The following is a 12,281-nucleotide window of genomic DNA, read 5'->3' on the forward strand; positions in this document are numbered from 1 at the left end:
TGTCCGCACCAAGGGCTAGCGCACCTCCTGCCGCAGGTTCACAGTTCAGCCCTTCGCGGATTTTTCACAAGGACGGTTCTTCATGCCTGCAGCATTGCTTGCGCTGGCCGCCGGAGCCTTCGGCATCGGCACCACGGAATTCATCATCATGGGCCTGCTGACCCAGGTCAGCCAGGATCTTCATATCTCCATCCCCACGGCGGGCACGCTGATCTCGGGCTATGCCGTAGGCGTCGCAGTGGGTGCCCCCGTGCTCACGCTGGCCTCGCGCCGCTGGCCGCGCAAGCTGCTGCTGCTGAGCCTGATGCTGCTATTCATCGCCGGCAATGCCGCCGCCGCCCTGGCACCCAGCTACGGCTGGCTGCTGGCAGCACGCGTGCTGACCTCGCTGACCCACGGCACGTTCTTCGGCGTGGGAGCGGTCGTCGCCACGCAACTGGTGGCACCCGAGAAGAAAGCCTCGGCCATTGCACTGATGTTTTCCGGCCTGACCCTGGCCACGCTGCTGGGCGTTCCCTTCGGCACCTGGATCGGCCAGCACTGGGGCTGGCGCATGGCATTTGCCAGCGTCAGCGGCATCGGCGTGATCGCGCTGCTGATTCTGCTGCGCCATGTGCCACGCGCACTCAGCATGCCCAGCCCTCAGAGCCTGACGCAGGAGCTGGCCGTGCTGCGCAATCGCGCCATGTGGCGCGGCCTGTTGTTGACGGTGATCGGTTTTGCTGGCGTCTTCACCCTCTACACCTATATAGAGCCGCTGCTGACCCAGATCACGGGAATGGACAACCGCATGATCGCCTTCACCCTGTTGCTGTTCGGCGCGGGCCTGGCCCTGGGCAACCATGCGGGCGGCAAGCTGGCCGACCGCTTTGGCGTGCAGCGCGCGCTGTGGGTGTCGCTGGCCGCCTTGATGCTGGTGCTGATCGCGGGCCGCTGGATGTTTGCGAGCACGCCCCTGGCGATTGCCTTTGTGTTGCTGCTGGGCATTGCCGCCTTTGCCACCGTGGCGCCGCTGCAGATGGGCGTGCTGCAATCTGCGGGCGAGGCCGGCATGAATCTGGCATCCAGCCTCAATATCGCGGCCTTCAATCTGGGCAATGCCCTGGGTGCCTGGCTGGGTGGAGCGGTGATCGCGCAGGGCCTGAGCCTGACTTCGCTGGCCTGGGCTGCCGCTCTGCCTGCGGCCGCAGCGCTGCTCATGGCCAGCCTGGCGCCACACCGGGCCAGTTCCGGCCACTCACCGGCCATGGCGGCAGGCATGCATTGAGGGCAGGCTGAATGGCGTGGCTGCCTCGGCAGCCGCTACAACGCGTTCCCGCAGCGCACTCCACACCCAAGGCGACCTCGAGGTCGCCTTTTTTGCGTGCGCACCACTTCGGCATGGTTCTTGCACCGCTTTGGCTCCTGTTGCAGCGCAGCGCCTCTTGGCGGTCATCCATGCACGCTTTTGCACGGAGGTGCACCAATTCCGGGCTCGATGCCTTTTTTTGCACCTTCCTCAACGCTAATGCATGCGCGCGATCCTCGCTTGGGAGCCCGCTTTCTTTCACTAGATGTTTCAAGACCCGAAACCTGCGCGCGCATAACCGGAGCCAGATCCGCGCCGATTGCATATCGCGCAAGATTTGCTATGAAAAACAAAGCACCTACCGCTTGATATCAAAAGGTTTCAATATGTTTTATTCTGAAAATTAGAAAAACAAAGCGTCAGAAGCTACATATTTGATAGCAATCGGTAATTACCTTAGATGGTTATGCGCAGAAAACATAACCATTGACATCCCATCCAGAAACTGAAATTTGAGCAGGGTTTACCGCTAGATGCTGTGCGTTATGAGCTGTATACACTTTTTGTATGGATTGCATGCCGTTCGCGAATCGCATGCCAACCTGAAGCCAATATAGAGTGAGGAGACATGTTTTTATGACATCCCAAGTGCATCCCGTCGATGAGGTTCTGCCATTCGGCAAGCTCACCGCCTTAGGTCTGCAGCACGTTCTGGTCATGTATGCCGGCGCCGTCGCCGTGCCGCTGATCGTGGGCCGTGCCCTGAACCTGCCTCCGGAGCAGGTCGCGCACCTGATTTCTGCCGACCTGTTCGTCTGCGGCCTGGTCACCCTGATCCAGGCCATGGGCGCAACCCAGTGGTTCGGCATCAAGCTGCCCGTGATGATGGGCGTGACCTTTGCCAGCGTGGCCCCTATGGTGTCCATGGCACAGAGCACCGGCGGCAATGCCGGCGCAGGCCTGATCTTTGGCTCGGTGATAGGCGCGGGGGTGATCTCCATCCTCATTGCGCCGCTCATCAGCCGCATGCTGCGCTTCTTCCCGCCGGTCGTGACGGGCACCATCATCGCCGTCATCGGCATCAGTCTGATGCGTGTGGGCATCAACTGGATCTTCGGCAACCCCGTAGGCCCGACCGCCCCTTCCGTACCCAACCCCGAGCATCTGAAGTGGCTGGCCGAAGCCCAGGCCATGGCCGGCGCCCCCGGCTCCTCGCTGCCCGCCATTCCCAAGGGCTTCTCGGTGCTGCCCACCATGCCCAACCCCAAATACGCCGATCTGCAAGGCGCTGCGGTCTCGGGCATCGTGCTGCTGTCCATCCTGCTGATCGCACGCTTTGCCAAGGGCTTCCTGGCCAATATCTCGGTGCTGATGGGCATCCTGATCGGCGGCGTGATCTCCGTGGCCATGGGTCTGATGAACTTCGAGAAGGTCGCCAAGGCCGAGTGGTTCACCCTGGTGCTGCCCTTCCAGATCGCCATGCCCGTCTTCGACCCCATCCTGATCCTGACCATGAGTCTGGTGATGGTGGTGGTGATGATCGAGTCCACCGGCATGTTCCTGGCCCTGGGCGACATGGCCAAGCGCGACATCACGCAGGACGAGCTGACCCGCGGTCTGCGCACCGACGGTCTGGGCACCCTGATCGGCGGCATCTTCAACACCTTCCCCTACACCAGCTTCTCGCAGAACGTGGGTCTGGTGGCCGTGACCGGTGTGCTCAGCCGCTGGGTCTGCGTGGCCGGTGGCGTGATCCTCATCGTCCTGGGCGTGCTGCCCAAGATGGGGGCACTGATCGAATCCCTGCCCACCGTGGTGCTGGGCGGCGCAGGTCTGGTGATGTTCGGCATGGTGGCTTCCACCGGCATCCGCATCCTGGCCAATGTGGATTTCCGCAACAACAAGAACAACGCCATGATCGTGGCAGTGTCTATCGGCGTGGGCATGATTCCTCTGGTTGCCCCTAATTTCCGTCAGTGGATGCCCCATTCCATCCATCCACTGATTGAATCCGGTATCCTGCTGTCCTCGATTACCGCCGTGGCATTGAATCTTTTCTTTAACGGAGCCGCCAAAGACAACAGCGCTGCCATCAACGCAGCACGTGAGGCTGACGCTCACTAAACGCCAGTCCTGATGCGAACGCTGGCTTACCGGCCAGCCCAAGCCCCCTGCCGCCCCACAGTGCGCCAGGGGGTTTGTTGTCGATACAGTTGAAGCAAAACAGACCTGACTCAAAATGCTTCTTGCCATCCGGTAAGCTCCGAGAAGCAACTTGCTGATAAAAATTTCGTATGACACAAAACCTGTCCTCCGCCGAACAAGCCCTGCGCGATGCGGCCCGCGAATACCACCGCAGCCCCGTCAAAGGCAAGATTTCCGTCACCCCTACCAAGCCCCTGTCCAACCAGCGTGACCTGTCCCTGGCCTACTCGCCGGGCGTGGCCTATCCCTGCCTGGACATCGAGGCAGACCCTTCGACCGCAGCCGAGTACACCTCGCGCGGCAACCTGGTCGGCGTGATCACCAACGGCACCGCGGTGCTGGGTCTGGGCGATATCGGCCCGCTGGCCTCCAAGCCCGTGATGGAAGGCAAGGGTTGCCTGTTCAAGAAGTTTGCCGGCGTGGACGTGTTCGACATCGAACTGGCCGAGCGCGATCCCGACAAGCTGATCGACATCATTGCCTCGATGGAGCCCACCCTGGGCGGCATCAACCTCGAAGACATCAAGGCTCCCGAGTGCTTCTACATCGAGCAGGAGCTGTCCAAGCGCATGAACATTCCGGTGTTCCATGACGACCAGCACGGCACGGCCATCATCTCCAGCGCCGCCTTGCTCAATGGCCTGGAACTGGTGGGCAAAGACATCGGCGCCGTCAAGGTGGCCGTCTCCGGCGCCGGCGCGGCAGCCATTGCCTGCGTAGACGTGATGGTGGGCCTGGGCATCAAGCGCTCCAATGTCTACATGGTGGACTCCAAGGGCGTGATCTATGAAGGCCGCCCTGGCGGTCTGGATGCCTCCAAGCAGCGCTACGCTCAGAACACCGAAGCCCGCACCCTGGCCGACGTGGTCGACGGCGCCGACGTGTTCCTGGGCTGCTCCGCTCCCGGCGTGCTGACTGCCGACATGGTCAAGACCATGGCCGACAAGCCCATCATCCTGGCCCTGGCCAACCCCGAGCCCGAAATCCGTCCCGAGCTGGCCAAGGCCATCCGCCCGGACTGCATCGTGGCCACCGGCCGCTCCGACTATCCCAACCAGGTCAACAACGTCCTGTGCTTCCCCTACATCTTCCGTGGCGCGCTGGACTGCGGCGCCACCAAGATCACCGAAGCCATGAAGCTGGCCTGCGTGCGTGAAATCGCCGCTCTGGCCAAGCAGGACGTCAGCGACGAAGTCGCCGCCGCCTACCAGGGCAAGGAACTGACCTTCGGCCCCGACTACCTGATCCCCACGCCCTTCGATACGCGCCTGATCCTGCGCATCGCTCCCGCCGTGGCCCAGGCTGCCGCCGAATCCGGTGTCGCCACCCGCCCCATCGAAGACATCGCCGCCTACCGCGAAAGCCTGACGCGCTTTGTCTACCAGACCAGCATGTTCATGCGCCCCGTGTTTGCAGCCGCCAAGGCCAATCTGCAACGCGTGGCCTATGCCGAAGGTGAAGATGACCGCGTGCTGCGTGCCGTGCAGGTTGCCGTGGACGACGGCCTGGCCAAGCCCATCCTGATCGGTCGCCCTGCCGTCATCGAAGCCCGCATTGCCAAGGCCGGCCTGCGCATGCAGCTGGGCAAGGACGTGGAAATCTGCAATCCCGAAGACGATCCCCGCTTCCGTCAGTACTGGGAGACCTATCACAAGCTGATGGGCCGCAACGGCGTCACCCCCGAAGCCGCCAAGGCCGCCGTGCGCCGCTCCAACACCCTGATCGCAGCCCTGATGGTGCACCTGGGTGATGCCGACGCCATGCTGTGCGGTCTGGTCGGTCGCTTCGACAGCCACCTGGCCCATCTGGAAGACGTGCTGGGCCTGAAGAAGGGTGCCAACGAGTTCGCCACCGTGAACGCCGTCATGCTGGAATCCGGCACGCTGTTCGTGGCCGATACCTACATCAACGACGCCCCCAGCGCCGAAGAGCTGGCCGAGATCGCCAAGATGGCTGCCGACGAAGTGGCCCGCTTCGGCCTGCCCCCCAAGGTGGCCTTCCTCTCGCACAGCAACTACGGCTCGTCCACACGCGGCTCGGCCCGCAAGATGCGCGCTGCACGCGACCTGTTCGCCGCCGCCAACCCCGGCATCGAATGCGATGGCGAAATGCACGGCGATGCGGCCCTGGACGCCAACGTGCGCAGCCACTCCCTGCTCGAGTCCTCGCTGACCGGCGCAGCCAACGTGCTGATCTGCCCCAACCTCGACGCCGCGAACATCCTGTTCAACGTGCTCAAGACCACTGGCGGCCATGGCACCACCATCGGCCCCATCCTGATGGGCTGCTCGGCTTCCGCCCACGTGCTGACCCCCTCCTCCACCGTGCGCCGCGTGGTCAACATGACCGCTCTGGCAGCCGCTCAGGCCATTGCACTGCGCAGCTGATCCTGCGAAATCTCTCGGGCATCCCGCCCGAGCCAGTCACAGAACGCCCTTCGGGGCGTTTTGTTTTGCTCTCGAACCTTGAGCATCAGCCCCTTGGTTCGCCGGCCGTGACCATTGCCAGCGTCGCCAGGCCAAGCGCAGACAGCATGATGAAAAGTGGCTGGCACTCCCTATGCAGCAAGCACAGCACGCTATGGTTTTCGTGAACAGGACAAAATGCGCGCAATGCCGGACAGCGCACAATCCTTGTGTAGAATCCTGGCATCCGGAGGTTTGGGTGAGTGGTTTAAACCAGCAGTCTTGAAAACTGCCGAAGGAGTGATCCTTCCGTGAGTTCGAATCTCACAGCCTCCGCCAGATAAAAAGATAAGCATAAAGTGGCGGAAATAGACAGCTTATGCTTTATTTCGCGTTACGCCACATCTTGCTTTATCGCAAAAATGTGCTGACGGGCGATCAATGCCAAAAGGCCCATCGAGGATCTCGATAGGCCTTTTCTTTTGTGGAATGTGCCACCACTCAGTTCGTGTTGGCAACCCTTTTAGGCTGGCTACCGTCATTCAAGGTCGGCAGCACATCGGCCACTGTTGCGGGCACCGGTCGTTCGGTTTTGCAGCTGAATGACTGCTGCGCCTCCGGGATCTGCCCTTCAGAAATTGGTCTTGCCCCCGCCGACCAAGGGCCCAGATGCCCTCGGGTTCAACGGCTGCTCTACCGGTCGATCAAATTGCGGTACCGCCCCAAAGCTGACAGCTGCACTACAAGTATCTAGTGTTAAGTTGCCGGCTTGTGTCTCCTCCCAGGCCTGCTCAATGATGAAGACGGAGGCAGTGCTTGAAGGTCTGCGCCGCCACAGCCACTAGATGCTCAGCCCTGGATAAAGGCCAGGATGTCGGCGTTCAGCTCTTCGGCATTGACCGTGAGCATGCCGTGCGAATAGCCGGGGTACACCTTGAGCGTGCCGTTGGGCAGCAGCTTCACGGCCTTCAGCGCGGCATCGGCAATGGGCACGATCTGGTCGTCGTCGCCGTGCAGCACCAGGGTGGGCACGGTGATGGCTTTCAGGTCTTCGGTCTGATCGGTTTCCGAGAAAGCCTTGATGCCTTCGTAGTGGGCCTTGGCACTGCCCATCATGCCCTGACGCCACCAGTTCTGGATGACGCCCTGGTGCACGGTGGCGCCCGGCCGGTTGAAGCCGTAGAAGGGACCGGACGGCACGTCCAGGAACATCTGGGCCCGATTGCCGGCCACGCCGGCACGAAAACCATCGAACACCTCCAGCGGCAGGCCTTCTGGATTGGCCTCTGTCTTGAGCATCAGGGGCGGCACGGCCGCCACCAGCACGGCCTTGGCGACCCGGCCTGCGGGCTGGCCGTGGCGCGCCACATAACGCGCCACCTCGCCGCCGCCCGTGGAGTGGCCCACGTGCACCACGTTGCGCAGGTTCAGGTGCTCGACCACGGCAAAGGCATCGGCTGCGTAGTGGTCCATGTCATGGCCTTCGCTGACCTGGGCCGAGCGGCCATGACCGCGCCGGTCATGGGCCACGACACGAAAGCCCCGCTGTACGAAATACAGCATCTGCGCATCCCAGTCGTCCGAGGACAGGGGCCAACCGTGGTGGAACATGATGGGCTGGCCGTCCTTGGGACCCCAGTCCTTGAAGAAGATCTCGACGCCGTCGGTGGTGGTGAGAGTGCTCATGGTGTGTGCTCCGGTGGTGGTGAGGGGGAAAGAGGGATCAGCCTTCGTGGGCGCCGAACATGGTCTTGGCGTAGGTGATGCCGATGCCGTAGCCGCCGCCCAGCTTCTTGGCGATGCCCGTGGTCATGTCATAGGTTTCGGTGCGGGCCCAGTCGCGCTGCATTTCCAGCAGGTATTGCAGCGAGGTGATGGGCTGGGCTCCGGCCTGCACCATGCGATCCATGGCGCGGTTGTGCGCTTCGGTGGAGATGTCGCCACAAGCATCGGCGATCACAAAGACTTCAAAACCCTGGTCCAGGGCCGACAGGGCCGGGCCCACGATGCACACGCTGGTCCACAGGCCGGCCAGCACGATGCGGGGCTTGCCGATCTCGTTGACTTTGTTGATCACGGCCTGGTCTTCCCAGGTGTTCATCGAGGTGCGGTCCAGCAGGGCCTGGCCGGGGAAAGGCGCGGTCACTTCCTCGAACATGGGGCCGGAGAAGCTTTTTTCGGCCACCGTGGTCAGGATGGTGGAGGCACCGAAACCGGCAGCGGCCGAAGCGACCAGGGCGGCGTTGGAGCGCAGCTGCACGGGATCGATGGAGTGCGTGGCAAAGGCCATCTGCGACTGGAAGTCGATCATGATCAGCGTGTGGTCATGGGGGTTGAGCAGCTTGGCACCGGGCTTGGCGACGGCGACGGGACGGGCGATGGAAGCGTTGGCATTGGACATGATTTCAGTTCTTTCAATCGATGATATTCACACTAAAGATATTCAGCCTTCTGCCTTGATTCCTCATGGCTTACTTGCTGCGATGGATGAAGTATCTGGTGTCTTACCGCCATCCAGATTGAAAGGAATTGGGATTCATCATCGAATTTATCGATGATGAATTCGAAGCCTCAGCATGCTGGGAAATCGTCTCGCAGAACCACTACTGCGATGGCGCCACCTCCAACGGTTATTGAAGCTCAGGGATGTCAGCTCTCCAAAAGAGCGTCGAAGCGAAGTCAAGCGCACTTGTGGCGAGGCATCAAGCAGATTTTTCGATCGGAAGGCCCTCGTGCAAATGAACACCATCGTGAATCGAGAACCTGGGACCCAGCGTCCCTGCGCGTCATCGTTTCAGCGCCAGAGACAAGAGCGGCTGCAGCACACGCGCTGAGTGCAGCGGGATTCGCCGCCCATGAAGACCACTATGGCGCTGCGCTCTTGCTTTCTGGAAAAGCAAGAACATGCGAGGTGCGGGCGCTGGCCTTAATTGACCATCATTCCGATACGCGACGACCGGCTTTCTTGTTCTGGCCACCAGCAGCAAACGGCCCATTGCGATCGTTCGCTGTGCCTCGATCAATGCCTGCAGTCTTTCATTACGACATCACCACCGGTGGCTCCAATGCCAGTAGCAGCTACCGAACTGCAGCCCATTCATCTTCTTAAGACCTCCCAGAATCCGGGGGCGGTCCAGTGCAGGCTTTTCGCAGGGTGGATACATCAGTTCGAATCAGCCTCTGGGTGGCGCTGAGGGCGTCTTCGAAAATTCCCAATTTTCAGCGAGCGAGATTGCTACGACGATGGGTCCACTCAGTTCAAGTGGAGACAAAAATGCGATTCGAATTCCGTTCAATTGCCACACTGGCCCGATATGCAGGGCATGGCTTGTTCATCGCAGCGGCCTTGTCTGGCGCGCTGGCAAAGGCGGCCCCCTTGCCTTTTGACATTGCAACCACCCCCGAGCAGCAATTTCAACTGGCCATGGAAGCCCAGACTGCAGGTGACTACGCCCCTATGCTCGGGTTGCTGCGCCAGGCAGCCCACGATGGCGAGGCACAAGCGCAGGAAACACTGGCATGGGCGCTCCTGGCAGGCCCAATCTTGTTCGGTACTGCGGTGAAGGCGGACCGCTGCGAAGCAGCTCACTGGCTACGGCAAGCCGTCGCAAAGGGGAGTCAAACGGCCAGAAGCCAGTTGAATTTTCTGAACCGCCTGCGAAATGCACCGACTGGCCAGATAGCCTGCGCACCCGAGTGGAACGGGTGATATGCGCACAGTCCTTTTTCAGATCGCGGCGTCATCTTCAATGATGTGCCAGGTGCCCAACTCGACTGGGCCGACGCGTGGAGGCCTGGCCACATTGGATCTACATGTTCTGCGACGACTCCAGGGGTCCAGTTCGGAGCTTGGGGGCGCTGTGGCAGTCGGAGCTGCCTCGGCCATTGTTGGCGCCTTTGCGGACATCCGGCCTTGGCTGATGCTGCGGCATGGCATTGTGTGACCGCCAGTGGCGAACCGGGGGAGTTCGATTTATTCACCAGCAGCAGTCACTCGACTTGCGTCAGCCAGTTGCTCAATGACAGCTATCGGTGACGAGTACGAAATGATGCTATCGGCCAGAAGCAGTCCTTGGAGTTGTTTCCATTGGCGACTGTTTCAGACTGGTTGCCGACATCCCGTTGTACCGGACCGATGACCGCTGCCACCTTTACCAGTCATTGGGCTTTCCCTTCGACCGCCAGCGGCTGTCGTCAGTTGACCTGCATCTGGGCCTTACGTGCCACATCACCCAGTCGTTTGTATTCGGACTGTGTCAGCGCTTCGAAGCTTTGGGCCGCTGACCCCTTGGGAGTGAAACCGGCCTGCACCAGCTTGTCCTTGACGGCGGGATCGCTCAGGGCCTGGTTGATGGCAGTATTGAGTTTGGCCGTGATCGCAGGATCTAGCTTGGCTGGGCCATATACGCCGAACCATGGATCGACTGCGTAGCCTTTGAGGCCGCTCTCCGCGATGGTCGGCACATTGGGTAAGGATGGACTGCGCTCGCTACCAGCCACGGCCAGTGCTTTGAGCTTGCCCGCCTGAATGTGCGGCAGGGAAGCGGGCAGGTTATCGAACATGGCGGGTAGGTGGCCACCAAGCATGTCGGTAATACCCGGTACGCTGCCTTTATAGGGCACATGGACAGTATCAAGGCCTGTCATTTGCACAAACATCACGCCGGCCAGATGCATGCTGGTTCCGGCACCGGCAGTACCGTACTGAAAGCCCGGGTTCGCTTTGATGTAGGCGATGAACTCCTGCACATTGTTTGCCGGGAAGCTCCTGCCTACTTCCAGCACGATGGTGGAGTAGCCCAGCATGGAGACTGCAGTGAAGTCCTTGCGGGGATCGAACGCCATCGATTTGTAGATGTGCGGGTTGAGCGCATTGGTGGAGATGGCTCCGAAACCGATCGTGTACCCGTCGGGCTTGGACTTGGCCACGACATCCATGCCGATATTGCCTCCGGCGCCAGGCTTGTTCTCGATCACCACAGCTTGGCCCAGCGTGCGTGCCATGTGTTCACCCACGACTCGTGCCACGAGATCGGTTGTTCATCCAGCCAGATACGGAACGACAAAAGTGATCGGCTTTTGCGGGAAAGCAGATTCCGCATGGACGGCTGTCATGGAGGTAAGCGCACATGCAGCGGCAATGGAAGCAAGTATCTGTCGACGGTTCACCAGGGGTCTCCTTAGTAGTTCTGCGGGTAGCGTTTGAAGTCGATATCCGGAATCTGCTTGAAGCAAGGTCTTGGAGGCCGTGATCGCCCAAAGCAGATTGAGAGGCAGTGTATTTGTTCAATACAGTCAATGGGTGCTCAATCTGGCAGCTGCTGATCAAGGACTGGGTTCAGGCGCGGATACACCTGCGTGCCGCGCCGCCTTCGACTGCGCGCTCCCGCTGACCTGACTATCTGTGCCTGGTATGACTGACCAGTCCGGTGATCGCGAGCGGCTGCGGTCGACCGGGAGCCATCGGTCAACTCTTAGCCCAGCGGCCTGCTGCAATCTGTATGGAGTCACTCAACGCAAAGATGCCAACGAACGCTCATGCGGGTCTGACAGACCCACTAGGGGTCGACACGACCCCACTACCGGCCCTGATCCAGACACCAACACATATGCATCGTGATTGCGTCTTCAAAATCCGGGGCTTTAGCCGACGTCCGGCAGCTCCAGCAACACGCCGCTGCCATCGCCAATGGCCACCACATCGCAGTTGTGGCCGGGACCGCCGCGATCCACAACGATAAAACGTGCAGAGGCCTGTAGGGCGATCAGGGAGTGATGCCAGACGCCGCGGTGGTAGTTCACCCCCTGGCGGCCATTGGTCACAAAGGCCTGCAGATCGCCTGGTTGCACGCTTTCGCCCGCAGCGGCAACAACGACGATAAAAGGGGTCTCCTGCAAGGGGACGAAGGCCTGGCTGCCCAGCGGGTGGCGCTCCATCTCTTCAAGCCTCAGCGGCAGCTGGTAAGGCAGGGCGTGGAACAGGTTGATCAGCGCATGGCCTTCAGCGCCGCCGGTGTCCACCTGCGCCAGTGCGTGGTAGCGCTCGGTCATGCCATGGTTGATCTGTATGGGGGCATGTCCCGCGCTTTCGATCACGTCACCGAAGCGGGCAAAGGCTGCGGCAGTCAGAGGCTGAATACTGAGGCGGGGGAGGACAGAGGTGTCGCCGCAGGAGGGCGTGGTTGCCAGGGCAGTGGTCATAAGAGTTCATTCTTGAATTGGTCTAACTGGTAATACCAGTATGTTTTTCCCCAGAGACTTTGTCAAATCGCAATCTGAAATGCTGGCTAGGGTAATTGCGAGTGCGTAATGACTTGATCTTGATTAAGGTTGCGGTCGTCAAATCATACCGGTAATACCAGTTAAACAAACCACCGCCAACA

At 60.7% G+C, this 12,281-nt stretch carries 8 protein-coding genes, 1 tRNA gene and 1 pseudogene; 6 read left to right on the top strand and 4 right to left on the bottom strand.

From position 1 onward, the window contains the following. Positions 1-82 precede the first annotated feature (82 nt). The 4 genes from ACLBXN_RS20300 to ACLBXN_RS20315 all read left to right on the top strand — a co-directional run bounded on the left by ACLBXN_RS20300 (position 83) and on the right by ACLBXN_RS20315 (position 6,237). Entirely contained in the window at positions 83-1,267 is a 1,185-nt protein-coding gene (locus tag ACLBXN_RS20300; protein WP_447613340.1) for an MFS transporter, read from the top strand. A 657-nt stretch (positions 1,268-1,924) separates the two neighbouring features. After that, complete coding sequence (locus ACLBXN_RS20305; RefSeq protein ID WP_003063711.1) at positions 1,925-3,412, top strand: nucleobase:cation symporter-2 family protein; 1,488 nt, start codon at positions 1,925-1,927, stop codon at positions 3,410-3,412. A 170-nt stretch (positions 3,413-3,582) separates the two neighbouring features. Next, positions 3,583-5,880, top strand: a complete 2,298-nt coding sequence (locus ACLBXN_RS20310; RefSeq protein WP_167011343.1) for an NADP-dependent malic enzyme — start codon at positions 3,583-3,585, stop codon at positions 5,878-5,880. 267 nt (positions 5,881-6,147) lie between these two features. Further along, positions 6,148-6,237, top strand: a tRNA-Ser gene (locus tag ACLBXN_RS20315). Between the two features lie 510 nt (positions 6,238-6,747). Here ACLBXN_RS20315 and ACLBXN_RS20320 read toward each other — a convergent pair. Beyond that, positions 6,748-7,584 (bottom strand): alpha/beta fold hydrolase, encoded by an 837-nt coding sequence (locus tag ACLBXN_RS20320; protein WP_447613341.1) that lies wholly within the window; start codon positions 7,582-7,584, stop codon positions 6,748-6,750. A gap of 37 nt (positions 7,585-7,621) precedes the next feature. Further along, positions 7,622-8,299: an isochorismatase family protein gene (locus ACLBXN_RS20325; protein WP_211457263.1), complete on the bottom strand. Its 678-nt coding sequence runs from the start codon at positions 8,297-8,299 to the stop codon at positions 7,622-7,624. Between ACLBXN_RS20325 and ACLBXN_RS20330 the strand changes: the two genes are divergently transcribed. Both ACLBXN_RS20330 and ACLBXN_RS20335 read left to right on the top strand, forming a co-directional pair. Further along, entirely contained in the window at positions 8,298-8,456 is a 159-nt protein-coding gene (locus tag ACLBXN_RS20330; RefSeq protein ID WP_447613342.1) for a hypothetical protein, read from the top strand. The genes ACLBXN_RS20325 and ACLBXN_RS20330 overlap by 2 nt on opposite strands. Positions 8,457-9,172: 716 nt before the next feature. Then, positions 9,173-9,607: a sel1 repeat family protein gene (locus ACLBXN_RS20335; RefSeq protein ID WP_447613343.1), complete on the top strand. Its 435-nt coding sequence runs from the start codon at positions 9,173-9,175 to the stop codon at positions 9,605-9,607. A gap of 485 nt (positions 9,608-10,092) precedes the next feature. Here the strand turns inward: ACLBXN_RS20335 and ACLBXN_RS20340 are convergent. Then, positions 10,093-11,067 (bottom strand): annotated as a pseudogene (locus tag ACLBXN_RS20340) (Bug family tripartite tricarboxylate transporter substrate binding protein). A 474-nt stretch (positions 11,068-11,541) separates the two neighbouring features. Then, the gene (locus ACLBXN_RS20345) at positions 11,542-12,099 is read right to left on the bottom strand and encodes an ureidoglycolate lyase (protein ID WP_447613344.1); all 558 of its coding nucleotides are present in this window, start codon (positions 12,097-12,099) and stop codon (positions 11,542-11,544) included. Positions 12,100-12,281: the final 182 nt, after the last annotated feature.

The sequence above is a fragment of the Comamonas sp. C24C genome (genome assembly GCF_053345995.1).

Bases quoted from the DNA above. Each gene is read 5' to 3' on its own strand.
- ACLBXN_RS20330 (WP_447613342.1), top strand. From the start codon at position 8,298: ATGATTTCAGTTCTTTCAATCGATGATATTCACACTAAAGATATTCAG.
- ACLBXN_RS20305 (WP_003063711.1), top strand. From the start codon at position 1,925: ATGACATCCCAAGTGCATCCCGTCGATGAGGTTCTGCCATTCGGCAAG.
- ACLBXN_RS20345 (WP_447613344.1), bottom strand. From the start codon at position 12,099: ATGACCACTGCCCTGGCAACCACGCCCTCCTGCGGCGACACCTCTGTC.
- ACLBXN_RS20300 (WP_447613340.1), top strand. From the start codon at position 83: ATGCCTGCAGCATTGCTTGCGCTGGCCGCCGGAGCCTTCGGCATCGGC.
- ACLBXN_RS20310 (WP_167011343.1), top strand. From the start codon at position 3,583: ATGACACAAAACCTGTCCTCCGCCGAACAAGCCCTGCGCGATGCGGCC.
- ACLBXN_RS20325 (WP_211457263.1), bottom strand. From the start codon at position 8,299: ATGTCCAATGCCAACGCTTCCATCGCCCGTCCCGTCGCCGTCGCCAAG.
- ACLBXN_RS20335 (WP_447613343.1), top strand. From the start codon at position 9,173: ATGCGATTCGAATTCCGTTCAATTGCCACACTGGCCCGATATGCAGGG.
- ACLBXN_RS20320 (WP_447613341.1), bottom strand. From the start codon at position 7,584: ATGAGCACTCTCACCACCACCGACGGCGTCGAGATCTTCTTCAAGGAC.